Genomic DNA, 24,610 nt, shown 5'->3' with positions numbered 1-24,610 from the left:
TGCAGGTGTCGCCGATGGCGTGGATGTCGCCGGCCGAGTCCTTCACGACGGCGATTGGGACGCCGTCGACGACCACGCGGGTCGCCTGGTTCTCGACGAGCTCGGCCGACGAGGCGACGCGGGTACCCGCCATCAGCTCGCCGCCGTGACGGACACCGCGAGCTCGGCCTCGATGGCGGCCTGCAGGCGCTCCTGCAGGGCGGCCGATCCGATCTGCTGCACGATCTCGAAGAGGAACCCGCGCACGACCAGGCGGCGCGCCTCCTCTTCGGGGATGCCACGCGACTGCAGGTAGAACAGCTGCTCGTCGTCGAACCGGCCGGTCGCGCTCGCGTGACCTGCCCCGACGATGTCGCCGGTCTCGATCTCGAGGTTCGGCACCGAGTCGGCTCGGGCGCCGTCGGTGAGCACGAGGTTGCGGTTCTGCTCGTAGGTGTCGGTGCCGACGGCCTTCGGGCCGATGAGCACGTCGCCGATCCACACGGTGCGGGCGCCCTCGCCCTGCAGCGCGCCCTTGTAGGTGACGCGGCTGCGGGTCTCAGGGCCGTCGTGGTGCACGTAGACCTGCTGCTCGAGGTGCTGCGCGGCGTCGGCGAAGTAGGCGCCGAGCAGCTCGGCGTCGGCGCGGGCGCCGGCGAGGTGAGCCGACGGGTTCAGCCGCACCACACCGCCGCCGAGCGTGACGGCGACGTGCTTGATGCGCGCTCCCTCGGCGAGTTCGGCGAAGTGCGCGGAGACGTGCAGCGCGTCGTCGTCCCACTCCTGCACCGACACGACCGTGAGGTGGGCGCCGGCGCCGAGCAGGAACTCGACGTTCTCGGTCAGGTGGGCCGCACCGCTGTTCTGGAGGATGAGGGTCGCGTGGGCGCCGGCGGCGACCTCCACGACCGTGTGCGCCGCGCGCGCGGTGCCGCCGAGCGCTGCGCGGGTCAGCGTGGCCTCTTTGACGTCGTCACCCGTGATGGAGACGAGCAAGGCCTGCTCGAAGTTCGTCCAGGCGTTGGCGGACGCGCGGTCCTCCGGGATGCCGGCGGAGCCGATGCGGGCGTCGTCGCGGCCGATCCAGGAGGCGGTCACTCCGGGAGCGGCGGTCAGGTCGAACACGTACGGGGAGCCGTCCAGCTCGCCGGAGATCAGCTCCGCGAGACGGGCGACGGGCGTGTGCTTCCACATGACCTCGCGGCCGGTGACCTCGGGGAAGTCGGCGACCTCGGTGGAGGTGAACCGCTCGGACCGGGTCTGGACGGGCACGGGCGCGCGCATGTGGGTAGGAGCCGGCGCGGCCTCTGTGGTCTGCGGGATGGTGGCAGAGGGCGTCGGGGTACTGGGGGTCGTCATATCAGCCGACAGAGCCTTCCATGCCCATCTCGATGAGCTTGTTGAGTTCGAGTGCGTATTCCATCGGGAGCTCGCGAGCGATCGGCTCGATGAAGCCGCGGACGATCATCGCCATGGCCTCGTCCTCCGGGAGCCCCCGGGACATCAGGTAGAAGAGCTGCTCCTCGCTCACGCGCGAGACCGTCGCCTCGTGCCCGAGCTGCACGTCGTCGACTCGGATGTCGATCGCCGGGTAGGTGTCGGACCGCGAGATCGTGTCGACCAGGAGGGCGTCGCAGCGCACGGTGTTCGCAGCGTGGTGCGCGTTCGCGTCCACCCGCACCTCGCCGCGGTAGCCCGCACGGCCCCCGCCGCGGGCGATCGACTTCGAGACGATCGACGACTGCGTGTACGGCGCCATGTGGATCATCTTCGCGCCGGCGTCCTGGTGCTGACCGGGACCCGCGAAGGCGACGGACAGGGTCTCGCCCTTGGCGTGCTCGCCCATCAGGTAGATCGACGGGTACTTCATCGTCACCTTGGAGCCGATGTTGCCGTCGATCCACTCCATCGTCGCGCCCTCGGCGGCCGTGGCGCGCTTGGTGACGAGGTTGTAGACGTTGTTCGACCAGTTCTGGATGGTCGTGTACCGCACGCGGGCGTTCTTCTTGACGATGATCTCGACGACCGCGGAGTGCAGCGAGTCGGACTTGTAGATCGGTGCCGTGCAGCCCTCGATGTAGTGCACGTAGCTGTCCTCGTCGGCGATGATGAGCGTGCGCTCGAACTGGCCCATGTTCTCGGTGTTGATACGGAAGTAGGCCTGCAGCGGGATCTCGACGTGGACGCCCTTGGGCACGTAGACGAACGAGCCTCCGGACCAGACGGCCGTGTTCAGAGCAGCGAACTTGTTGTCGCCGGCCGGGATGACCGTTCCGAAGTACTCCTCGAAGATCTCCGGGTGCTGCTTGAGAGCGGTGTCGGTGTCGAGGAAGATCACACCCTGCTGCTCCAGGTCTTCACGGATCTGGTGGTAGACGACCTCGGACTCGTACTGGGCGGCGACACCGGCCACGAGGCGCTGGCGCTCCGCCTCCGGGATGCCGAGCTTCTCGTAGGTGTTGCGGATGTCCTCCGGCAGGTCTTCCCAGCTCTGGGCCTGCTTCTCGGTGGACCGCACGAAGTACTTGATGTTGTCGAAGTCGATCTCGGAGAGATCGGCGCCCCAGGTCGGCATCGGCTTGCGCTCGAACAGCTGGAGGGCCTTCAGGCGACGCTGCAGCATCCACTCGGGCTCGTTCTTGAGTGCGGAGATGTCTTTCACCACCTCGGGTGAGAGCCCACGACGCGCGGAAGCACCCGCCGCATCGGAATCCGCCCAGCCGAACTCGTACTGCCCCAAGGAGGCGAGCTCAGGCCGATCGATCAGGATGTCTGACATATCTACCTCGTTTCCTACCATTCGTAACCGGCTATCAATCCGGCTCATTCCCCTCGTCGCGCGGCGCGAGGCCGTCGGCAGTGAGTGTCGTGATTGTGCGAATGGCGCAACTGCGTACCTAGACTGTCCGAGGAGGCGGGTCGCGCTGCGCCGCCCGTAGGCGCGCGCACCGAGGCGCGCTCCTCGAACCCACCAATTCTACAGGTGCGGCGCGGTAATAGTAGAGGCGCGCCTGCACGTTGGCCGAGTATCGAACGAGATCCGAGGAATCCAGGAACTTATGAAGCGCATCATCGCGTGGCTGCCCGACCGTGTCGACGGGCGGCTGAAGGTCATCGCCTGGATCTACCTCGTGGGCCAGATCGTGCTGGTGGGCACGGGAGGCCTCGTCCGTCTGACCTCCTCCGGCCTCGGCTGCCCGACGTGGCCGAGGTGCACGGCCGACTCGCTCGTGAACACACCGGAGATGGGCATCCACGGCTTCATCGAGTTCGGCAACCGCGTGCTCAGCGCCGGACTGGGCGTCGTCGCGATCGTCGCGTTCATCGCGATCCTGCGAATCCGCAGAGAGCGCTCCGACCTCTTCTGGCTGACTCTGCTCGCCGGGCTGATGATCCCGGCTCAGGCCGTCGTGGGCGGCATCTCGGTGTGGAGCCACCTGAACCCCTACGTCGTCGGCCTCCACTTCATCGTGTCGATCGTGCTCGTGGCCCTGTGCACGGCGTTCGTCGTTCGCGTCTACGCTGTTCCCGGCCCCCGGGTCCGCGCCGTTCCCGGCTGGTACGCGGGCGTCGCCCACCTCACCAGCTTCTTCGTCGCGGTGACCATCGTCTTCGGCATCCTCACCACCGGGTCCGGACCGCACGCGGGCGACGCGAACGCGCCGCGCAACGGGCTCAACCCCGAGATCCTCGAGCACGTCCACGCGATCCCCGCCTACGTGACCTTCGCGCTCACGCTGGTGCTCGTCGTGGGTTCGTGGCGCATCCGCACGACCCGGGTGCACCGCTACACGCTCTACCTGCTCGCGGTGGAGGTGCTCCAGATCGCGGTGGGCCTCATCCAGTCGAACACGGGCCTCCCCGGCATCCTGGTCGGCATCCACATGATGCTGGCGGCGACCCTGGCCGCCGCCATGACCGCCGTCGTGCTGTCGCTCAAGGCCGCGGCTCCCCGTGACGAGGTGGCCGCCGGATCAACCGCGGAGACCGTCACGGCGTAGCACGCCGGTGAGCGCCTCACGCTGCTCCCCGCGGAAGTCGACCTCGTGGGGTTCGGCGCCGGAGAAGTCGAAGCCGGCCGCTTCCGCGAGCCTCCTGCTGGCCTCGTTGCCCGGCAGGTACTCCCAGTGCAGCCGCTCGAAGCCGAGGCCCCCCGGGGCGAGCGCGTGCGCGCATACCGCCGCCAGCGCCTCGGTCATCACTCCCCTGCCACGCGCTGCGGGCGTGAGCCAGCAGCCGAGGGAGGCCGCCTCCGCCGACTCGTCGCGCCGGACTTCGACGACGCCCACCAGCGGCAGCGTGTCGCCCTCCCGGACCGCCCACACCGTGAAGCGGCCGCTCGCAAGCCCGTGCGGGCAGTACGACCGCACGAAGAACTCCGCGTTCTCGAGCGTGTAGGGCCGCGGGAGCGGGATCCAGTGCAGGATCTCCGGGTCGGTGCAGGCTTCGAGGACCACCGGGATGTCGGTCTCCCGCGGCGTGTCGAGCACGAGCCGCGCCGTCCTCAGCGCCTGCACGCTCAGAACGGTAGCAGCGGATCGATCGCGACGGCGAGGAAAATCAGGGTCAGGTAGGCGATCGAGCCGTGGAAGACGCGCATCGGCGACACGCGCTCGTGCCGGATGGCGAGGTTGTAGAGCCGGTGCGACTCGTACAGGAACCACCCGCCGGCGCCGATCGCGACCGCCGAGTAGAGCAGGCCCATGTGGCCGACCGGGATGAGCAGCAGCGAGCAGGCGACCATCGCCCACGCGTACAGGATGACCTGGAGGCCGACGACGGTGCGCCCGCGCACTACCGCGAGCATGGGCACGCCCGCCTCTTTGTAGTCTTCGCGGTACTTCATCGAGAGCGGCCAGTAGTGCGGCGGCGTCCAGAGGAAGATGATGCCGAAGAGGATGACGGGCGGCCAGGCGAGCGAGCCGGTGACAGCGGCCCAGCCGATCAGCACGGGCATGCAGCCGGCGACACCGCCCCAGACGATGTTCTGGGCCGTGCGGCGCTTGAGGATCAGCGTGTAGAAGACCACATAGAGCAGGATGGCGCCGACGGACAGCGCGGCCGCCAGCCAGTTGGTGAAGAAGCCCAGCACCAGCACGGAGGCCACGCCGAGCGCCCACGCGAAGACGAGAGCCTCGCGGTCGCTCAGCTCGCCGGTGACCAGCGGGCGGTTCTTGGTGCGCCGCATCACCCGGTCGATATCGCGGTCGATGTAGCAGTTGAATGCACCTGCGGAGCCGGCGGACATGTAGCCGCCGACCACGGTCGCCAGCACCAGCCACAGGTTCGGGATGCCGTGCGCGGCGAGGATCATCGTCGGGACGGTCGTCACCAGCAGCAGTTCGACGACCCGCGGCTTGGTGAGGGCGATATACGCCTTGACCTTGCGCGCGACGCCGATGCGGCTCGCCGGCTCGACACGGCTCTCTACGGCGACGTCCATTGCTCCTCGTGCGGTTCGGGTCTGGATGACAGGGCCTGGCGAACGGATTGTTACAGCCCTGCACAAGTCTACGACAACCGCGCCTCCCGCCGCCGTACGCGGCGGAGCGGGGGCCGGTAGCGCACCGACCTGCAGGAACACCCCGTGTTTCGTGCGTGTTACCTATACTTGGAGGTGCTCGCCAGCCGGTACCCCTTCCGCACGGCCTCCATTTGTAGGACTGTGACGGAGAAGGCGACCGGCGCCGATGACGTCCACGGCGCGCACTACCTCAACCGGTGCGGGTTCCACAGACGGCCCTCACCACTTCTACGAAGGGTCAGTTTTCACGTGGCAGCTCTGCAGTGGGATCCCATTGACAACAAGGCAGTAGACACGGTCCGCGTCCTCGCGGCCGACGCGGTGGAGAAGGTGGGCAACGGGCATCCCGGCACTGCGATGAGCCTCGCCCCGGCCGCGTACCTGCTGTTCCAGAAGGTGATGCGCCGCGATCCCCACGACCAGCACTGGCTCGGCCGCGACCGCTTCATCCTCTCGGCCGGTCACAGCTCGCTGACCCAGTACATCCAGCTCTACCTCGGCGGCTACGGCCTCCAGCTCGACGACCTGAAGGCGCTGCGCACCTGGGGCTCGCTCACGCCCGGCCACCCGGAGTACCGCCACACCGACGGCGTCGAGATCACCACCGGCCCGCTCGGCCAGGGCATCTCGTCGTCGGTCGGCTTCGCCTACGCGCAGCGCTTCGAGCGCGGCCTGTTCGACCCGGACGCCGCGCCCGGCACCAGCCCGTTCGACCACTTCGTCTACGTCATCGCCAGCGACGGCGACCTGGAGGAGGGCATCAGCTCCGAGGCCTCCAGCCTCGCCGGTCACCAGCAGCTCGGAAACCTGATCGCGATCTACGACGCCAACCAGATCTCGATCGAGGACGACACCAACATCGCCTTCACCGAGGACGTCAAGGCCCGCTACGAGGCCTACCACTGGCACGTGCAGGTGGTCGACTGGAAGAAGACCGGCGTCTACGAGGAGGACGTGCAGGAGCTGCACCAGGCCATCGTCAACGCGCAGGAGGTCACCGACAAGCCGTCGCTCATCGTCCTGAAGACGATCATCGGCTGGCCGGCCCCCAAGAAGCAGAACACCGGCAAGATCCACGGCTCGGCCCTCGGCGCCGACGAGCTGCGCGCGGTCAAGGAGGTGCTCGGCTTCGACCCCGACCAGACCTTCGAGGTCGCCGAGGACGTCATCGACCACACCCGCAAGGCCGTCGAGCGCGGCGCGCAGGAGCACGCCGAGTGGCAGAAGGGCTTCGACGCCTGGGCCGCCGCCAACCCCGAGCGCAAGCAGCTCCTCGACCGCCTGCTCTCCGGCGAGGCCCCCGACGGCTTCGCCGACGCGCTGCCGGTCTTCGAGGCGGGCAAGGACGTCTCGACCCGCGCCGCCAGTGGCAAGGTGATCAACGCCATCGCCGGAGTCATGCCCGAGCTGTGGGGAGGCTCCGCCGACCTGGCCGAGTCGAACAACACCACCATCGAGGGCGCCGCGTCGTTCGTGCCGACCGAGCACTCCACGCACGAGTGGACCGGCAACCCCTACGGCCGCGTGCTGCACTTCGGCATCCGCGAGCACGCGATGGCCGCGATCCTCAACGGAATCGTGCTGCACGGCCCCACCCGTCCGTTCGGCGGCACGTTCCTGATCTTCAGCGACTACCAGCGCCCGGCGATCCGTCTCGCCGCGCTCATGCAGGTGCCGTCGATCTTCGTGTGGACGCACGACTCGGTCGCGCTCGGCGAGGACGGCCCGACGCACCAGCCGATCGAGCAGCTCTCGACGCTGCGCGCGATCCCGCACCTCGACGTCGTCCGCCCCGGCGACGCCAACGAGGTCGCGTACGCGTGGAAGACCATCCTCGAACGCCGCGGCGGCCCCGCGGGCATCGCGCTGACCCGTCAGAACATCCCGGTGTTCGAGCGCGGCGACGGTGATGCCACGGGCGACACGCTCGCCTCCGCCGCCAACGTCGCCAAGGGCGCCTACATCCTTGCCGAGGCGCCGGGCGGCACGCCGGACGTGCTGTTCATCGCCACCGGCTCCGAGGTCCAGATCGCGCTCGAGGCCCGTGAGGTGCTACGCGGCGAGGGCATCAACGCCCGTGTCGTGTCCGCACCCTGCCTGGAGTGGTTCTACGAGCAGGACGCCTCCTACCAGGAGAAGGTCCTCCCGGCCGACCTCAAGGCCCGCGTCTCCATCGAGGCCGGTCTGGCGCTCGCCTGGAACAAGATCGTCGGCGACCACGGCCGCAGCGTGTCGATCGAGCACTTCGGTGCGTCGGCCGACTACAAGACGCTGTTCCGCGAGTTCGGCATGACCACCGAGCACGCCGTCGCCGCAGCCAAGGAATCGCTCGCTCGCTCTGAGCGCGGGCACGGAAGAAGAGAAGAAGAAACCACGATGACCGACACCACTTCCACCACCGCCTCCCCCACGGCCGCGCTTTCTGCCGCGGGCGTCAGCATCTGGCTCGACGACCTGTCGCGCGAGCGCATCGCCACGGGCGGCCTCCAGAAGCTGATCGCCGACCGCAACGTCGTCGGCGTGACCACCAACCCGACGATCTTCGCCGCCGCCCTCTCCAAGGGCGAGGCGTACTCCGACCAGGTGAAGGCCCTCGCATCGGCCGGCACGCCGGTCGACGAGGCGATCTTCGAGATCACCACCGACGACGTCGCCGCAGCGAGCGACATCTTCCACGAGGTCTACGAGGCCAGCAACGGCGTCGACGGCCGCGTCTCCATCGAGGTGGAGCCGGGCCTGGCGCACGACGCGCACGGCACGATCGAGCAGGCCAAGAAGCTCGCCGCCAAGGTCGACAAGCCCAACGTGCTCATCAAGATCCCCGCCACGGTCGAGGGCCTGGAGGCCATCACCGAGACCATCGCAGCCGGCATCAGCGTCAACGTGACCCTGATCTTCAGCCTCGAGCGCTACCGCCAGGTCATCGACGCCTACCTGTCCGGCCTCGAGAAGGCCAAGGCCGCCGGCATCGACCTCTCGGGCATCCAGTCGGTCGCGTCGTTCTTCGTGTCCCGCGTGGACACCGAGGTCGACAAGCGCCTGACCGCGATCGGCACCGACGAGGCGCTCGCGCTCAAGAGCAAGGCCGGCATCGCGAACGCGCGCCTCGCCTACGAGCTCTACGAGCAGGAATTCGCGACGGAACGCGCCAAGGCCCTCGTCGCCGCCGGCGCCAACGAGCAGCGTCCGCTCTGGGCCTCCACCGGCGTCAAGGACCCGAGCCTCCCCGACACGCTCTATGTGACCGAGCTCGTCGCCCCGAACACCGTCAACACCATGCCCGAGAAGACCCTCGAGGCCACCTTCGACCATGGCGAGATCGCCGGCGACACCGTCACCGGCAACTACGCCGACGCGAAGGGCGTACTCGACGCGCTGGCCGGCCTCGGCGTCGACTACGACGACGTGACCGCCACCCTCGAGCGCGAGGGCGTCGACAAGTTCAACGTCTCGTGGGCCGAGCTGGTCCAGACCGTCACCGACGCGCTGGAGGCGGCCAAGTGACCTTCCGCATCCATGTGACCGGCGCGGCGGCCCAGGCCGTCGCGACGGTCGTGCCGCAGCTCGTGGCCGACCGGGTCGCCTCCGGCATCACGGCGCAGGATCCCGCTCTGTGGGGCCCCGCCGCCGAGCCGGAGGCCTCCAAGCGCCTCGGCTGGACCGAGGCCGTCGCGATCTCCCGCCCGCTGGTCGCCGAGATCGTCGCACTGCGCGAGCAGCTGCACGCCAAGGGCGTCAACCACATCGTCCTCGGCGGCATGGGCGGATCGTCGCTCGCACCCGAGGTCATCACGCGCACTGCCGAGGCCGAGCTCACGGTGCTCGACTCGACCGACCCGGGTCAGGTCCTGTCCGCGCTCCGCGACCGCCTGCAGGCCACCGCCGTCGTGATCTCCTCCAAGTCGGGCTCGACCCTCGAGACCGACAGCCAGAAGCGCGTGTACGAGAAGTGGTTCCGCGACGCCGGCATCGACCCGACCGAGCGCATCGTCGTCGTCACCGACCCGGGCTCCCCGCTCGACCAGTCGGCGCGCGAGGCGGGCTACCGCGTGTTCAACGCCGACCCCAACGTGGGCGGCCGCTACTCGGCGCTCACCGCGTTCGGGCTCGTCCCGTCCGGTCTCGCCGGCGTGGACATCTCGGAGCTCCTCGACGAGGCGGAGGCGACGCTCATCGAGCTCGCCGTCGACAACGACGCGAACCCGGGCCTCGTGCTCGGCGCCGCGATCGCCGGCACCAACCCGCTCAAAGACAAGCTGGGCATCGTCGCCGACGGCACTCACATCGTCGGCTTCGCCGACTGGGCGGAGCAGCTGATCGCCGAGTCGACCGGTAAAGAGGGCACCGGCCTCCTCCCCGTCGTGCTCGACACGCTCGCGCCTGAGCTGACGTCGAAGCCGGCGGACCTCCAGGTCGTCCGTCTCGTCGCCAACGCGGAAGCCCACCACCTGTTCCCGGCCGACCGCCACGAGGGCGAGATCCTCGTCTCGGGCAGCCTCGGCGCGCAGTTGATCGTCTGGGAGTACGCGACCGCGGTCGCCGGCCGCCTGCTCGGCATCAACCCGTTCGACCAGCCCGACGTGGAGGCCGCCAAGGTCGCCGCCCGCGCGCTGCTCGAGAACCGCCCCGAGCCCGTCGCGCCCGCCTTCACCGCAGGCGGTGTCGAGGTACGCACCACGGGGTCTTTCCTCGGCGGTGCTTCGACGCTCGACGGCGCGGTGGACGCGCTCCTCGCCCAGCTCGGACCGGACGGCTATGTCTCGGTGCAGGCATACGTCGACCGCCTCGCTCTCCCGCAGCTCGCCGGTATCCGCGACCTGCTCGCCGCCAAGGCCGGGCGCCCCGTCACCTTCGGCTGGGGCCCGCGCTTCCTGCACTCGACCGGCCAGTTCCACAAGGGCGGCCCCGCCGTCGGCGTGTTCCTGCAGATCACGGCCGTCGCTCCGGAAGACCTCGAGATCCCGGGCCGTCCGTTCACGTTCGGCCAGCTCATCCAGGCCCAGGCCGCCGGCGACGCGAGCGTTCTCGGCGAGCACGGCCGTCCGGTGCTGACCCTGACCCTCTCGAACCCCGAGGCGGATGTCGTCTCGCTGTTCGAGGCAGTCAACTGAAGGAGCCAGATGTCACCGGTGGAGATCACCCCGGAGTTCAATCCCCTGCGGTTGCCCTCCGACCGTCGCCTCAACCGCATCGCGGGCCCGAGCAGCCTCATCATCTTCGGAGTGACGGGTGACCTGTCGCGCAAGAAGCTGATGCCGGCCGTCTACGACTTGGCGAACCGCGGCCTCCTGCCGCCCGGGTTCTCGCTCGTCGGGTTCGCCCGGCGCGACTGGGAGGACCAGGACTTCGAGAAGGTCGTCTACGACGCGGTCAAGCAATACGCTCGCACGCCGTTCGACGACGACGTGTGGAAGCAGCTCGCTCAGGGCGTCCGCTTCGTCTCGGGCGAGTTCGACGACGCGGACGCGTTCAAGCGGCTCAAGGAGACGGTCGAGAAGCTCGATGTCGAGCGGGGAACGATGGGGAACCACGCGTTCTACCTGTCGATCCCGCCGAAGGCTTTCCCGCTCGTGACGGAGCAGCTGAAGAAGTCGGGGCTCGCCGACCAGTCGGGAACCGGCTGGCGGCGCGTCGTGATCGAGAAGCCGTTCGGAAGCGATCTGAAGACCGCGCGCGAGCTCAACCACGTGGTCGAGTCGGTCTTCCCGCCCGACTCGGTGTTCCGCATCGACCACTACCTCGGCAAGGAGACCGTCCAGAACATCCTGGCGCTGCGCTTCGCCAACGAGCTGTACGAGCCGATCTGGAACGCCAACTACGTCGACCACGTGCAGATCACCATGGCGGAAGACATCGGTGTGGGCGGCCGGGCCGGCTACTACGACGGGATCGGCGCGGCCCGCGACGTCATCCAGAACCACCTGCTGCAGCTCCTCGCCCTCACGGCGATGGAGGAACCCATCTCGTTCGACGCCGCGGACCTGCGTGCCGAGAAAGAGAAGGTGCTCGCCGCCGTCCGTCTGCCCGCCGACCTGGCGAAGTCGACCGCGCGCGGTCAGTACTCGAGCGGTTGGCAGGGTGGCGAGAAGGTCGTCGGCTTCTTGGAGGAGGACGGCATGAACCCGCAGTCCACCACCGAGACCTACGCCGCGATCAAGCTGGAGATCGGAACCCGCCGCTGGGCGGGCGTGCCCTTCTACCTTCGCGCGGGCAAGCGCCTGGGCCGTCGCGTCACCGAGATCGCCGTCGTGTTCAAGCGCGCGCCGCAGCAGCTGTTCGCCGAGTCGCAGACCAGCGCGCTCGGTCAGAACGCGCTCGTGATCCGCGTGCAGCCCGACGAGGGCGTGACGATCCGCTTCGGCTCGAAGGTTCCGGGCGCCGGCATGCAGGTGCGCGACGTCAGCATGGACTTCGGCTACGGCCACGCCTTCACCGAGGCGAGCCCCGAGGCGTACGAGCGACTCATCCTCGACGTGCTGCTCGGCGACCCGCCGCTGTTCCCCCGGCACGAGGAGGTCGAGCTCTCCTGGAAGATCCTCGACCCGATCGAGGAGTTCTGGACCACGCAGGGCCAGCCCGAACAGTACCGCCCCGGAACCTGGGGCCCGAAGTCCGCCGACGAGCTCCTCGCCCGCGACGGCCGCGTCTGGAGGCGCCCATGATCGTCGATCTGCCCGACACCACGACGAGCAACATCTCGAAGGCGCTCGTCAAGATTCGCGAGGAGGGCGGCGCCGTCGCCCTCGGCCGGGTGCTGACCCTCATCATCGCCACCCACCTCGGTCAGGAGGAGGAGGCCATCGAGGCCGCGAACGACGCCTCCCGCGAGCACCCGATGCGCGTCATCGTGGTCTCGACCGAAGAGGAGCGCAGCCACACGGACTCGGGACGTCTCGACGCCCAGATCCGTGTCGGCGGCGATGCGGGCGCCAGCGAGGTCATCGTGCTTCGCGCCTACGGCGAGACGGCCAGTGACGAGGAGGGCCTGGTCACCGGGCTGCTCCTCCCGGACGCGCCCGTGGTGGTCTGGTGGCCGGGCATCGCGCCCTCGCGCGCGTCGCACTCGCCACTCGGCCGCATCGCAACAGTCCGCATCACGGACGCGTCGGCGCAGCCGAACCCGCAGGAGGCGCTGTTCCAGCTCGCCGACACGTACGCGCCGGGCGACACCGATTTCGCCTGGACGCGCCTGACCCTGTGGCGCGCGCAGCTCGCCGCGGTGCTCGACCAGCCCCCGTACGAGGCGATCACCTCGGTGGAGGTCGCCGGCGCAGCCGACTCGCCCTCCACCCTCCTCCTCGCGGCGTGGCTGCGACTGCAGCTCCAGGTGCCCGTGCAGTACGACCTCGCCTCGCGCGCGATCGGCTCCGGCGGCATCCACGGCGTGAAGATGGAGCGGGCGTCCGGCACCATCGAGCTCGAGCGCGAGGTGCCCAACGTCGCGCGGCTGTCCCAGCCGGGCCAGCCCACACACGACCTGTCGCTGCCGCGCCGCAGCCTCCGCGATTGCCTGGCCGAGGAACTGCGTAGGCTGGACCCGGACGACCTGTACGGTGAGGTCATCACGAAGGGTCTCGGGTTGCTCGAGACCTCCGACGAAGGAGCGGGCGCGACAGCATGACGAACGAACGGCGGGTGCTCGTCCACCCCGACAAAGAAGCCCTCGCCGCGTCAGTGGCCGCACGCTTCCTCACCAAGACGATCGACATCCTCGACGACCTGGGCGCGGCGAACGTCGCGCTCACGGGCGGAACGATGGGGATCGCCGTGCTGGAGGCCGTCAACTCCTCGCCCGCGCGCGACACCATCGACTGGTCGAAGGTGCATTTCTGGTGGGGGGACGAGCGGTTCGTCGAGAAGTCGAGCGAGGAGCGCAACGAGCGCCAGGCGCGCGAGGCGCTCCTCGACCACCTCCCCGTCCCGCCGGAGAACATCCACCCGTTCCCGGCCTCCGACGAGATCGCAGACCTGGACGAGGCGGCGAGTGTGTACGCCGCGGAGCTGGCCGCGTTCGCACCGGACGGACAGGACTTCCCGCGCTTCGACATCACCTTCCTCGGCGTCGGACCCGACGGGCACATCGCCTCGCTGTTCCCCGACCGCTCGGGCATCCGTGAGACGGAGGCCACGGTGATCGCCGTGCGCGAGTCGCCCAAGCCGCCGCCCGAGCGGCTGAGCCTCACCCGGCCGGTGCTCAACGCCTCCGACCGCATCTGGCTGGTGCTGTCGGGAGGCGACAAGGCCAGCGCGCTCGGACTGGCGCTCGCCGGCGCGAGCTATACCGAGGTTCCGGTCGCCGGCGCCAAGGGCCGCAAGCGCACGGTGTTCTTCGTCGACAAGGACGCCGCCGTCGACGTGCCGGAGAACCTCATCGCCCCGTCGTACTGAGGTGCGCCCCAAGTGAAGAAGCCCCGCCGGTCGATGACCGGCGGGGCTTCTTCGTGCGCTCGTCTGCGCGTCAGTTGCTCGTGGGCTTGCCGCGACGGGCGCGAAGCTGGTTGAGGGCGTCTTCGAGCAGCTGCTCCGCCTCCTCCTCCGAGCGGCGCTCCTTCACGTAGGCGAGGTGCGTCTTGTAGGGCTCGGTCTTGGCGACCGACGGCGGGTTCTCCTTGTCGCGGCCGGCCGGCAGACCGGTCGACGGCGAGTCGATCACGTCCGGGATCTCCTCGTCGGGCAGGTTCGCCGCGAAGTACCGCACGGTCTCGTTGCCGAGGGCGTCCCAGTACGAGATCGCCACGCGCTCGGCGTGGAAACCGCGGTCCTGTTCGCCCATCGGGCCCGCGCCGACGCGCGAGCCGCGGATGGCGCTTCCTCCGGATGCCATGTTTCTCCTCTGGTGAAAGCGCGCCTACGCGCTGAACTTGGTGATGAGCCCGAGGACCACGATGCACGTGATCCAGATGAGCCCGAGGATGACCGTGATGCGGTTGAGGTTGCGCTCCGCGACGCCCGACGCGCCGAGGTTGGAGGTGACTCCGCCGCCGAACATGTCGGAGAGTCCGCCACCGCGTCCCTTGTGCAACAGGATGAGGAGCGTCAGAAGGAGGCTGGTGATGCCCAGCAGAACCTGCAGGACGACCGTGAGAATCTGCACGCTAGACCTTTCAATGGGACCGGGCGGCGCCCGGCAAAGCCAACGACCAGTATAACCGGCCGACGCCGCGGCGGCTCACGCCGCCGCGGAACGTCAGAGTCCGACGTGCTTCTGGTAGCGGATGATCGCCGAGAACTCGGTCACGTCGAGGCTCGCGCCGCCGACGAGAGCGCCATCGACGTTCGGCTCGCGCATGAAGCCGGCGATGTTGCCCGACTTCACCGAGCCTCCGTAGAGGATGCGCGTCTTGGCCGCGACGTCCTCGCCGAGGAGCTCGACGATCACGGCGCGCAGAGCCGCAGCGACCTGCTCGGCCTGCTCGGGCGTGGCCGCCTGACCCGATCCGATCGCCCAGACCGGCTCGTACGCGACCACGAAGTCCGCGGCCGAGTCGACGGAGGCGAGGGCGGCCCGCAGCTGAGCGACCGGCACTGCGCTCGCACCGTGCGTCTCGAGGTCTTCCGCCGTCTCGCCGACGCAGATGATCGGAGCGATGTTGTGCTTGATGGACTGCGCGACCTTCGCAGCGACCTGCTCATCGGTCTCGTTGTGCAGCGTGCGCCGCTCGGAGTGGCCGATGATGACGTACCGCGACTCGAGCGCCGCGAGGAACGACGCCGCGATCTCTCCCGTGTACGCACCCGACTCATGCTCGGACACGTCCTGGCCGCCGAACGCGATCGGGAGCTTGTCCGCGGCCACGAGCGTCTGCACGCTGCGCAGGTCGGTGAAGGGCGGGAAGACCGCGACCTCGACGGCCGAGTAGTCGTGCCCGGCGTCTTTGAGCGTCCACGCCAGCTTCTGGACGGTCGCGATCGCCTGCAGGTGATCGAGGTTCATCTTCCAGTTGCCCGCGATCAGCGGGACGCGCCGCACCGAACCGTTCACTGCTGCCATCCGAGGACCTCCAGACCCGGCAGGTGCTTGCCCTCGAGGAACTCGAGGCTCGCACCGCCTCCGGTAGAAATGTGACCGAACTGATCGTCGGAGAAGCCGAGGGCGCGCACGGCGGCCGCCGAGTCCCCTCCTCCGACCACGCCGAGGCCGTCGACCTCCGTGAGCGCCTGGGCGATCGCCTTGGTGCCGGCCGCGAACGGCGCGAGCTCGAAGACGCCCATCGGGCCGTTCCAGAACACCGTGCGGGCGCCCCGGATGTACTCCGAGAACAGCTCGCCGGTCTCCGGGCCGATGTCGAGGCCGAGCCCGGCGGAGCCCCACTCGGTGTCCTCGATCCCGTCGATCGGGCGGACCACGTGCTCCGCGTCGGCGCCGAACTTCGACGCCACGACGACGTCGCGCGGCAGCACGATCGAGACGCCGAGCTCGTCGGCCTTCGCCAGGTAGCCCTTGACGGTGTCGATCTGGTCGGCCTCCAGCAGGCTCGAGCCGACCTTGTGGCCGAGCGCCGCGAGGAAGGTGAAGAGCATGCCGCCACCGATGAGCAGCGAGTCCACGCGAGGCAGCAGGTGACCGATCACGCCGAGCTTGTCGGACACTTTGGAGCCGCCGAGCACGACCGCGTACGGCCGCTCGGGGTTCTCGGTCAGCCGGTCGAGCACGTCGAGCTCGGTCGCGATGAGCGTGCCCGCGGCACTCGGGAGCGCCTTCGCGAGTTCGTATACGCTGGCCTGCTTGCGGTGCACGACACCGAAGCCGTCGGAGACGAAGGCGTCGCCGAACGCGGCGAGCTTGGCCGCAAAGGCCTCGCGCGTCGCGTCGTCCTTGGCGGTCTCGCCCGGGTTGAAGCGCAGGTTCTCGAGCAGGGCGACGTCGCCGTCCTGCAGGCCGGCGACGGCGGCCTCCGCACCGGCACCGACGGTGTCCTGTGCGAAGGTCACCGGCTTGCCCAGCAGCTCCGAGAGCCGCTGGGCCACCGGCGCCAGGCTGTACTTCGCGTCGGGCGCGCCTTCGGGGCGGCCGAGGTGGGAGATCACGACCACCTTCGCGCCCTGATTGATCAGGGCGTCGAGGGTGGGAATCGACGCTCGCACGCGACCGTCGTCCGTGATCACGCCGTCCTTCAGGGGGACGTTGAGATCACAGCGGACGACGACGCGTTTTCCCGCGAGCGAACCGAGTGAATCGAGGGTGCGGAGCGTCACGTCGGTTCCCTGGTGTTAGAGGCGCTCGGCGACGTACTCGGTCAGGTCGACCAGACGGTTGGAGTAGCCCCACTCGTTGTCGTACCAGCTCGAGAGCTTGACCTGGTCTCCGATGACGCGCAGCAGGCCCGAGTCGAAGATCGACGAGTGCGGGTCGGAGACGATGTCGGAGGAGACGATCTCGTCTTCGGTGTACTTGAGGATGCCCTTGAGCGGACCCTCGGCAGCCTTCTTATAGGCGGCCTTGACCTCGTCGACGGTGACCGGGCGCGAAGCGGTGACGGTCAGATCGGTGATCGAGCCGGTGGGCACCGGCACGCGCAGAGCGAAGCCGTCGAGCTTGCCCTTGAGCTCCGGGAGGACCAGGCCGATCGCCTTCGCGGCGCCGGTGGAGGTCGGGACGATGTTGATCGCGGCGGCACGAGCGCGACGGAGGTCGCTGTGCGGGCCGTCCTGCAGGTTCTGGTCGGCGGTGTAGGCGTGGACGGTGGTCATCAGACCCCGCTCGATGCCGAACTCGTCGTTGAAGACCTTGGCCAGCGGCGCGAGGCAGTTCGTGGTGCACGACGCGTTGGAGATGATGTTGTGGTTCTCCGGGTCGTACAGGTGCTCGTTCACGCCGATGACGAACGTGGCATCCTCGTCGGTGGCCGGGGCGGAGATGATGACCTTCTTCGCGCCCGCCTCGATGTGCTTCTTGGCGTCGGCGGCCTTCGTGAACCGGCCGGTCGACTCGATGACGATGTCGACGCCCAGGTCGCCCCACGGGAGGTTGGCCGGGTCGCGCTCCTCGAGGACCTTGATCGGCTTGCCGTTCACGACGATGCTGTCGCCCTCGAGCTCGACGGTGGCGTCGAGGCGGCCCGTGATCGAGTCGTACTTGAGCAGGTGCGCGAGCGTCTTGTTGTCGGTGAGGTCGTTGACCGCGACGATCTCGAGGTCGCTGCCCTTGGCGAGGGCCGCGCGCAGGTAATTGCGACCAATGCGACCGAACCCGTTGATTCCGATCTTTACGGACACAGATGTCTCCCGTTGCTTGATGTCTGCACCGAACGGCGCAATGTGGGTTGTTTTCAGGCGGACGGCGGCGTCCCGGGAGGCTCCCTCCCGGGACGCCTACCCGCTACGACAGTAGCAGCAGACCCGAGGTCTTCTCGCGTGCCTTCTCGAACCGGTCGGAGACGTCGCCCCAGTTGGTGATGTTCCAGAACGCCTTGACGTAATCCGCCTTCACATTGACGTAGTCGAGGTAGAAGGCGTGCTCCCACATGTCGAGCAGCAGCAGCGGGATGGTGGCCGCCGCGAGGTTGCCCTGGTGGTCGTAGAGCTGCTCGATGATGAGCTTCTGACCCAGCGAGTCCCACGCGAGGATCGACCAGCCCGAGCCCTGGATGCCGAGCGCCGACGCCGTGAAGTGGGCGCGGAACTTGTCGAACGAGCCGAAGAACTCGTCGACCGCCGCGGCGAGCTCGCCGGTCGGCTTGTCGCCGCCCTCCGGCGAGAGGTTGTTCCAGAACACGGTGTGATTGACGTGTCCGGCGAGGTTGAACGCGAGGTCTTTCTGGAGCTTGTTGACGTAGGTGAGGTCGTCGGCGTCGCGCGCCTCCGCCAGCTTGGCCAGGGCGGTGTTGGCGCCGTCGACATAGGCCTTGTGGTGCTTGTCGTGGTGCAGCTCCATGATCCGACCGCTGATGTTCGGCTCGAGCGCCGAGTAGTCGTACGGAAGGTCGGCGAGCGTGTAGTCAGCCATTACTCATCTCCACAGTTGTTCTTCTTCGAGACCCGATTCGGGCGACTTCTTCAGTCTAGTGAGGGCAACTCGGCCGGCCGCGGGTTCCTTCCCGACCGGCCGCCCACTGCGGAAACTACACCTCATCCAGGTCGGCCGGGAGGTTGGCGTCGGTTCCGGGGATGTCGAGCTCGCCGGCCTTCTTGTCGGCCATCGCGAGCAGCCGGCGGATGCGGCCGGCGACCGCGTCCTTCGTCATGGGCGGGTCGGCGTGGTGACCCAGCTCGTCCAGGCTCGCGTCGCGGTGCGCCAGTCGCAGCTCACCCGCGTAGCGCAGGTGCTCCGGCACGTCCGGGCCGAGGATCTCCAGGGCGCGCTCGACGCGCGCGCACGCCGCGACGGCCGCCTGCGCCGACCGGCGCAGGTTGGCGTCGTCGAAGTTGACCAGGCGGTTCGCTGTCGCGCGCACCTCGCGGCGCTGGCGCAGCTCCTCCCAGTTGGCGACGGTCTCCGTCGCGCCCATCTGCACGAGCATGGCGCTGATCGCCTCGCCGTCACGGATGACGACGCGGTGCACGCCGCGCACCTCCCGCGCTTTGGCGGACACACCGAGCCGGCCGGCGGCGCCGACCAGGGCCATCGCCGCCTCGTTGCCCGGGCAGGTGACCTCCAGAGCGGCGGAGCGCCCGGGATCGGTCAGCGAGCCGTGCGCGAGGAACGCACCGCGCCAGACGGCAGCGAGTTCGTCGCGCGATCCTGTGGTGAGGCGGTTCGGGAGACCGCGGATCGGCCGGCGCCGGGCGTCGAGCAGACCGGTCTGGCGGGCGAGGGTCTCGCCGCCTTCCAGAACCCGCACGAGGTACTGGCTGCTCCGTCGGACGCCCGAGGCGGAGATCACCGAGACGTCGCTGCGGACGCCGTAGAGCTCGGCGAGATCTTTGCGCACGCGACGGGCGAGCTCGGGCGTGTCCAGCTCGCTCTCGACCGCGATGCGCCCACCGATCAGGTGGAGGCCGCCCGAGAACCGCAGGATCGTGGCCAGCTCGGCGGCTCGGACGGTCGTCTTGCTGACTTCGACCTTCGTGAGTTCGTCTTTGACGTCGGCGGTGAGAGCCAATCGGATTCCTAACTGTGACGGACGGCGCGGGTCACGCCGTGAAGTGGGCGGCCGGCATCATTCACGGCCCAGGTCGCGGTGCTTGGTGTTGACCGCGACGCCGGGGAAGCCCCTCAACCGGGCCGCGAGCTCTTCGGCTATCGCGACGGACCGGTGCTTCCCTCCCGTGCAGCCTATCGCGATCATCGCGTGCCGCTTGTTCTCCCGCTGGTAGCCGGCGAAGATCGGGCGCATCGCGGCGACATAGCCGGCGATGAACTCCTCCGCCCCGTCCTGCTCCAGCACGTATTCCCTGACGACCTCGTCGAGACCGGTGTGCGGGCGCAGCTCCGGGTTCCAGAAGGGGTTGGGCAGGAAGCGCGCGTCGGCCACGAGGTCGGCGTCGGGCGGAAGGCCGTACTTGAAGCCGAAGCTCATGACGGTCACCTGCACCCCCGCGGTGTCCTCCGCCGCGAAGGTCTCGGTGATGTTGGTGGCCAGCTGGTGGATGTTGAGGTCGGTCGTGTCGACGATGATGTCGCTCGCCTCGCGGATCTCGCGAAGCCGGGTGCGCTCCGCGTCGATGCCGTCGAGGATCGTGCCGTTGCCCTGCAACGGGTGCGGGCGACGCACCTGCTCGAAGCGCCGCACCAGCACGGAGTCGGACGCCTCCAAGAAGAGGACGCGCACCTTCGTGCCCTCGCGGAGACTCTGGATCATCTCCCGGAGGTCCTCGAAGAAGTTGCGCCCACGCACGTCGACGACGGCGGCGATCCGCGGCAGCCCCGACTCGGCGCGGTTGGCGAGCTCGATCAACGGCCGCAGCATCTGCGGAGGCAGGTTGTCGACGACGTACCAGTCGAGGTCTTCGAGGGCGTTCGCGACCGTGGAACGGCCCGCGCCCGACATCCCGGTGACGATCAGCACTTCCTGCTGCTCGGCGTTCGTGTCGATGTCGGTCGCCACGTGCTCTCCTTCTCTGAACTGCGTGGGACAAGCCTACCGACTGAGGGCCTCCGGGACGCGGCGCGACCGAGGAATCCGCACCGCCGCGAAAACGAGCGCGGCGCCCGCGACCCAGCCGGCGATCGCGGAGCCCGACAGGAGCACGATCAGGACGCCGCCCGCACCGCACGCGGCCGCGGCGAAGGCCCGCGGCGCGGAGACCGCTGCGTGTGGCGCAGAGCGGGTGCTCCCCCGCTCCGCCCGGCCGGCGACGGCGACGATCGCGGCGACCGCCGCCACCGCGACGACCAGCCACAGCGGGCGGGAGGCCCACCAGCCCGCGGACAGCGGCGCCGGCAGCGGCAGACCGGACGCCAGCAGCAGCCCGGCGAGCGCGATCAGCGCGAACATGTGCCACGCGTAGACGGTCATCGCGCGGCGATTGACCGCGTCCACCGCACGGGCGAGGAGGGGCCGGGTCGCCATCGTGCGCAGTCGAGGTCGCAGCAACACGAAGACGGCGAGCTGAGCCATGCCGAGCAGCGCGAGAGCGGTGGCGGGTGGATTGAGATTCGCGTACATGTCCGCCGACCACAGGCCGGCCGCCGCGCCCGTTGCGGTGAGGACGAGCGCGGCGGCGCCGAGACCGATGAGCGCCCGCCGGCCGAGCGCTTCCAGCCGTCCGGACCCCAGCCAGAAGCCGAACTGCTGCACGAGCAGCCAGACGAAGAGCAGGTTCGCGAAGCCGATCGCGGCGACGCCGGTGGACGCGCGCACCACGTCGACGGTCAGGCCGAGCACCGCGAGAGCAGCGAGGGAGGCGACGGGACGACGATCGTGCGCCTCCACCAGCAGCGGCACCGCGGCAGTGCACAGGACGTAGACGCCCAGGAACCACAGCGGTTGCGAGAGCCGGAAGCCGGCGACGGCGATGTCGTCGGCCGGCACACCCGCCAGGATCAGAGCCGAAAGCAACACCGCCGCAGCGGCGATCGCCGTCAGCGCCGGCGCCAGCAGTCTCGACAGGCGGGCGGCGAGATAGTCGCCGTACGCGGCGCCCTCCTTCCGCAGACGGGTCCACTGCCCGTACGCGGAGAACCCGCCCAGGACGAAGAACAGCGGCATGACCTGCACCAGCCAGCTCACCGCGGGGAAGAACGACCAGTGCTCCAGGGCGTTCTCGAGCACCGGGCCGCGCGGGCCGACGGAGACTCCGACCATGAGCGCGTGCAGCCCGACGACGACCGCCAGGCAGATCGCGCGCACGAGATCGACGGCGCCGTCCCGCCTGACCGGCGCGGGCCGGACGGCCGGTGCTGCCGCGGTCCGGACGGGGACAGGGGCGATGGAGATGGACATCGAGAGCTCCTTCCGCGGCCCGGCGGACCGACGATGGAAGCGTCTCGGGAGGGGGTGGCGGCTCGCGTCACACCGTGGAGCCAACCCGAACCCCTACCGGGGTACGACGGGGCGGCGCGTGACGGATCGCGCTCCCTCAGGGTCTCGGCTCGACCAGACCCGCGTCGAAGGCCAGGATGACCGCCTGCACGCGGTCGCGCAGCCCGAGCTTCGCGAACACGCGGCTCACGTGCGTCTTCACCGTCTGCTCCGCGATGAACAACTCAGCCGCGATCTCGGCGTTGGACGCCCCACTGCCGATCAACACGAGGATCTCGCGCTCACGCTCCGTGAGGTCGGCGAGACGCTGCGCCTTGTCGCTGCTGACCGGCCGCTGAGCCGCGAACCGCTCCAGCAGCCGCTTGGTCACCCGCGGCGCGAGCAGCGCCTCCCCCGCCGCGACGACGCGTACAGCGTGCACCAGGTCTGCGGGCGGCGCGTCCTTGAGCAGGAAGCCGCTCGCGCCGGCCTGCAGGGCGTCATAGACGTACTCGTCGGCGTCGAACGTGGTGAGCACCAGGACCAGCGGGCGATGCGGATCGCCTCGGCTCGGGCGCACCAACTCCCTGGTCGCGTCGATGCCGTTCATGACGGGCATCCGCACATCCATCAGCACGACGTCCGGGCGCAGCCGCCGGGCGAGTTCGACAGCTTGTGCGCCGTCCTCGGCCTGCCCGAGCACCTCGATGCCGTCCTGGGCGGCGAGGATGGCGGCGAAGCCGGCGCGCACCATCGCCTGGTCGTCGGCGACGAGGACGGTGACGCTCACCCGGTCACCTCCGCGGCCGCCGGCAGCACCGCGGTGACAGCGAACCCGTCGTCGACGGGCTCAGCGGTGAGCGTCCCGTCGAGCAGGCCGGCGCGCTCGCGCATCCCGCGGATACCGTGGCCGCCGCCGATCGGTGCCGGGGCCGACGCCGGCCGCCCGGGCGCCCTGCCGTTGCGCACCTCCACGCGCACGGCGTCGGCTGTGCGCTCGACGCGGACGTGAACCGCCGCGCCGGTCGCGTGCCGGGCGACGTTGCTCAGCGACTCCTGCACGATGCGGTAGACGGCGAGCCCGAGCACCGGGTCACGGCGGGCAGGGTCGTCCTCGCGCAGTTCCGCGTCGAGCACGACCTCCCCGCGTCGCGCCGCGTCGGCGACGAGCCCCGGGAGGTCGGAGAACCCGGGCTGCGGTGCGAGCTCCGCGCCGCCCTCGTGCCGCAGCACGCCGAGCAGCCGGCGCATCTCCCCCATCGACGTGCGCGCGGTCGCCGCGAGCTCATCGAACTCCTGGGCGGCGGCCTCCGGAAGGTCGGGGAGACGGTAGCGCGCGCTCGAGGCCTGCACCTGGATGGCGGACATGCCGTGCGCCACGACATCGTGCAGCTCGCGCGCGATGCGCGTGCGCTCCTCCGCCACCTCGCGGCGCGCGTGCTCCGACGCCGACACCTGCTGCTCGCGCACCAGCTGACGGCGGACCGCCTGCCACCTGCTCACCAGCACCGCGCCGCCGAGCACCGCGCCGGACACCGCGGCGAACACGATCAGATCAGCCGTCGCCGCCTCGGCGGACACCGGCGGCCGATGGCCGGCGATCCCCACGACGGACGCGCCCGCCACGCCGACGACCCACGCGATGAAGCCCGCACGCCAGTCGGAGCGGAGGACGACGAGCCCGAGGGTCAGCGCGAACGCGATCGTCGTCGGCACGGCGACCGGCCAGGGGCTGCCGGTCGCGGGCGACCCGGCGATCGCGAGGGCGATCACGGCTGCTGCCGATGCGCCCGCCGCCACGAGCGGGAGCACCAGGGCCAGCACCAGGGATCCGGCCAGCACGAGCGCGAGCACGAGCGAGAGGACGACAGGGATGCCGTAGAGTGAGGCGCCCAGCGCGGAGGAGAGCACCAGGAGTGCGACGGCAGCCGTGCAGGTGGCGCCCCAGAGCAGAGCGAGCGAACGGTCGAGTCGCAGTGTGGGAGCGACGGCGGTGCGGGTCATCGTGCGCCCTCCTTCTTCATCGCGCCGACCTCGACGGGCCCGGGAGCCTGCGCCGCCGAGACCGGGCCCGACGCCGCGGCGGTCGCGGCACGCCGTCGGGAGGTCACGCGCAGCAGCGTGTCGACGACGAACCCGACCGCGACGCCGACGGCGACCCCCACGAGCATCGCCAGGAACGCGTTGCCGTGCAGCCAGTGCGCGGCGAGCACTCCCACAGTAACGGAGTACAGCGCCCAGGAGACCCCCGCGATCGCGGACAGCATCAGGAACCGGGGCCGGGACATGCCTGCCGCGCCGGCCACCAGGTTGACCGCGACCCTGCCGACGGGAACGTACCGGGCCGAGAGCACCAGCACGCCGGCCCGCGCGTGGATGCCGCGCCGGGCGCGATCGAGCGCCGCCCGCAGCCGCGGCCACCGCTCGAAACGGAAGCGCTCCAGCCCCACGGTGCGCCCGACCGCGAAGGTCAGGTTGTCGCCGGCGACCGCCCCGGCCGCAGCACACGCGAGCAGCAGCGGCAGGTCGGGGTTGCCCGTGGCGACAGCGGCGGCCGCGGCCGCGATGACCACCGTCTCGCTCGGGATGGGCGGGAAGAAGGCGTCCACCAGGACGACCGCGAACACGACCAGGTACACCCAGGGCGAGGTCGCGGCGCCGGCGATGAATTCGTTGACGACATCCATGGCCCCGACGCTACGGACGGGGCGTCAACGCGCGCATCACCCCGGGGTAGCCTTCTGCCCGTACCACGGAGGTATTC

At 69.7% G+C, this 24,610-nt stretch carries 23 protein-coding genes and 1 pseudogene; 7 read left to right on the top strand and 17 right to left on the bottom strand.

Annotation, left to right across the window (positions count from 1 at the left end):
• The 3 genes from AC0HS0_RS04885 to sufB form a co-directional block, all read right to left on the bottom strand.
• The coding region (locus tag AC0HS0_RS04885) for a Rieske 2Fe-2S domain-containing protein (RefSeq protein ID WP_472962137.1) at positions 1-133 on the bottom strand (133 nt) is incomplete at its 3' end.
• Positions 133-1,338, bottom strand: a complete 1,206-nt coding sequence (sufD, locus tag AC0HS0_RS04880; protein ID WP_472962034.1) for a Fe-S cluster assembly protein SufD — start codon at positions 1,336-1,338, stop codon at positions 133-135. The genes sufD and AC0HS0_RS04885, both read right to left, overlap by 1 nt.
• Position 1,339: 1 nt before the next feature.
• Positions 1,340-2,758, bottom strand: a complete 1,419-nt coding sequence (gene sufB / locus AC0HS0_RS04875) for a Fe-S cluster assembly protein SufB (protein WP_472962033.1) — start codon at positions 2,756-2,758, stop codon at positions 1,340-1,342.
• Between the two features lie 280 nt (positions 2,759-3,038).
• On the opposite strand from sufB, the gene AC0HS0_RS04870 reads away from it, so the two are divergent.
• On the top strand, positions 3,039-3,980 hold the full coding sequence (locus AC0HS0_RS04870) for a COX15/CtaA family protein (RefSeq protein ID WP_472962032.1): 942 nt from the start codon (positions 3,039-3,041) through the stop codon (positions 3,978-3,980).
• On the opposite strand, the gene AC0HS0_RS04865 is transcribed toward AC0HS0_RS04870, so the two are convergent.
• Both AC0HS0_RS04865 and AC0HS0_RS04860 read right to left on the bottom strand, forming a co-directional pair.
• Entirely contained in the window at positions 3,954-4,496 is a 543-nt protein-coding gene (locus AC0HS0_RS04865; RefSeq protein ID WP_472962031.1) for a GNAT family N-acetyltransferase, read from the bottom strand. The two genes, AC0HS0_RS04870 and AC0HS0_RS04865, sit on opposite strands and share 27 nt — an antisense overlap.
• Before the next feature lie 2 nt (positions 4,497-4,498).
• Positions 4,499-5,422 carry a heme o synthase gene (locus AC0HS0_RS04860; RefSeq protein ID WP_472962029.1) on the bottom strand — a complete coding sequence of 308 codons (924 nt, stop codon included), beginning with the start codon at positions 5,420-5,422 and terminating at the stop codon, positions 4,499-4,501.
• Between the two features lie 330 nt (positions 5,423-5,752).
• On the opposite strand from AC0HS0_RS04860, the pseudogene tkt reads away from it, so the two are divergent.
• From tkt to pgl, 6 genes and pseudogenes are all read left to right on the top strand, one after another.
• Positions 5,753-7,837: pseudogene (tkt, locus tag AC0HS0_RS04855) on the top strand (transketolase); the annotation flags it as partial.
• A gap of 42 nt (positions 7,838-7,879) precedes the next feature.
• Positions 7,880-9,007: a transaldolase gene (gene tal, locus AC0HS0_RS04850; RefSeq protein WP_472962136.1), complete on the top strand. Its 1,128-nt coding sequence runs from the start codon at positions 7,880-7,882 to the stop codon at positions 9,005-9,007.
• The gene (locus AC0HS0_RS04845; RefSeq protein WP_472962027.1) at positions 9,004-10,614 is read left to right on the top strand and encodes a glucose-6-phosphate isomerase; all 1,611 of its coding nucleotides are present in this window, start codon (positions 9,004-9,006) and stop codon (positions 10,612-10,614) included. Before tal ends, AC0HS0_RS04845 begins: the two co-directional genes overlap by 4 nt.
• Before the next feature lie 9 nt (positions 10,615-10,623).
• Entirely contained in the window at positions 10,624-12,165 is a 1,542-nt protein-coding gene (gene zwf, locus AC0HS0_RS04840) for a glucose-6-phosphate dehydrogenase (RefSeq protein WP_472962025.1), read from the top strand.
• A complete protein-coding gene (locus tag AC0HS0_RS04835) occupies positions 12,162-13,124 on the top strand; it encodes a glucose-6-phosphate dehydrogenase assembly protein OpcA (RefSeq protein WP_472962024.1) in 963 nt (320 codons plus the stop codon). Before zwf ends, AC0HS0_RS04835 begins: the two co-directional genes overlap by 4 nt.
• Entirely contained in the window at positions 13,121-13,891 is a 771-nt protein-coding gene (gene pgl / locus AC0HS0_RS04830) for a 6-phosphogluconolactonase (RefSeq protein WP_472962022.1), read from the top strand. The genes AC0HS0_RS04835 and pgl overlap by 4 nt, the downstream gene beginning before the upstream one ends.
• A 70-nt stretch (positions 13,892-13,961) precedes the next feature.
• Here the strand turns inward: pgl and AC0HS0_RS04825 are convergent, their stop codons facing one another.
• The 12 genes from AC0HS0_RS04825 to AC0HS0_RS04770 form a co-directional block, all read right to left on the bottom strand.
• Positions 13,962-14,327, bottom strand: coding sequence for an RNA polymerase-binding protein RbpA (locus AC0HS0_RS04825; RefSeq protein ID WP_179605832.1), 366 nt, complete (start codon positions 14,325-14,327; stop codon positions 13,962-13,964).
• Positions 14,328-14,351: 24 nt separating this feature from the next.
• The gene (gene secG, locus AC0HS0_RS04820) at positions 14,352-14,597 is read right to left on the bottom strand and encodes a preprotein translocase subunit SecG (protein WP_055915982.1); all 246 of its coding nucleotides are present in this window, start codon (positions 14,595-14,597) and stop codon (positions 14,352-14,354) included.
• Positions 14,598-14,690: 93 nt separating this feature from the next.
• On the bottom strand, positions 14,691-15,494 hold the full coding sequence (gene tpiA / locus AC0HS0_RS04815) for a triose-phosphate isomerase (protein WP_472962019.1): 804 nt from the start codon (positions 15,492-15,494) through the stop codon (positions 14,691-14,693).
• On the bottom strand, positions 15,482-16,699 hold the full coding sequence (locus tag AC0HS0_RS04810; protein ID WP_472962017.1) for a phosphoglycerate kinase: 1,218 nt from the start codon (positions 16,697-16,699) through the stop codon (positions 15,482-15,484). Before AC0HS0_RS04810 ends, tpiA begins: the two co-directional genes overlap by 13 nt.
• Positions 16,700-16,714: 15 nt before the next feature.
• On the bottom strand, positions 16,715-17,719 hold the full coding sequence (gene gap / locus AC0HS0_RS04805; protein WP_472962016.1) for a type I glyceraldehyde-3-phosphate dehydrogenase: 1,005 nt from the start codon (positions 17,717-17,719) through the stop codon (positions 16,715-16,717).
• 103 nt (positions 17,720-17,822) lie between these two features.
• Entirely contained in the window at positions 17,823-18,449 is a 627-nt protein-coding gene (locus AC0HS0_RS04800; RefSeq protein WP_472962014.1) for a superoxide dismutase, read from the bottom strand.
• 115 nt (positions 18,450-18,564) lie between these two features.
• Positions 18,565-19,545, bottom strand: coding sequence for a DNA-binding protein WhiA (gene whiA, locus AC0HS0_RS04795; protein WP_472962012.1), 981 nt, complete (start codon positions 19,543-19,545; stop codon positions 18,565-18,567).
• Between the two features lie 57 nt (positions 19,546-19,602).
• The gene (gene rapZ / locus AC0HS0_RS04790) at positions 19,603-20,490 is read right to left on the bottom strand and encodes an RNase adapter RapZ (protein WP_472962010.1); all 888 of its coding nucleotides are present in this window, start codon (positions 20,488-20,490) and stop codon (positions 19,603-19,605) included.
• A 33-nt stretch (positions 20,491-20,523) separates the two neighbouring features.
• The gene (locus AC0HS0_RS04785; protein ID WP_472962009.1) at positions 20,524-21,828 is read right to left on the bottom strand and encodes an acyltransferase family protein; all 1,305 of its coding nucleotides are present in this window, start codon (positions 21,826-21,828) and stop codon (positions 20,524-20,526) included.
• Positions 21,829-21,964: 136 nt separating this feature from the next.
• Positions 21,965-22,636, bottom strand: a complete 672-nt coding sequence (locus tag AC0HS0_RS04780; RefSeq protein WP_472962008.1) for a response regulator — start codon at positions 22,634-22,636, stop codon at positions 21,965-21,967.
• The gene (locus AC0HS0_RS04775) at positions 22,633-23,850 is read right to left on the bottom strand and encodes a sensor histidine kinase (protein ID WP_472962006.1); all 1,218 of its coding nucleotides are present in this window, start codon (positions 23,848-23,850) and stop codon (positions 22,633-22,635) included. The genes AC0HS0_RS04780 and AC0HS0_RS04775 overlap by 4 nt, the downstream gene beginning before the upstream one ends.
• Positions 23,847-24,533 (bottom strand): DedA family protein, encoded by a 687-nt coding sequence (locus AC0HS0_RS04770; protein WP_472962004.1) that lies wholly within the window; start codon positions 24,531-24,533, stop codon positions 23,847-23,849. The genes AC0HS0_RS04775 and AC0HS0_RS04770 overlap by 4 nt, the downstream gene beginning before the upstream one ends.
• Between the last annotated feature and the right edge of the window lie 77 nt (positions 24,534-24,610).

It is taken from the genome of Leifsonia sp. PARNA 1/14, assembly GCF_055720965.1.
Note: the sequence above shows the minus strand (reverse complement) of the source record. Positions and strands in the feature narration are given on the sequence as shown.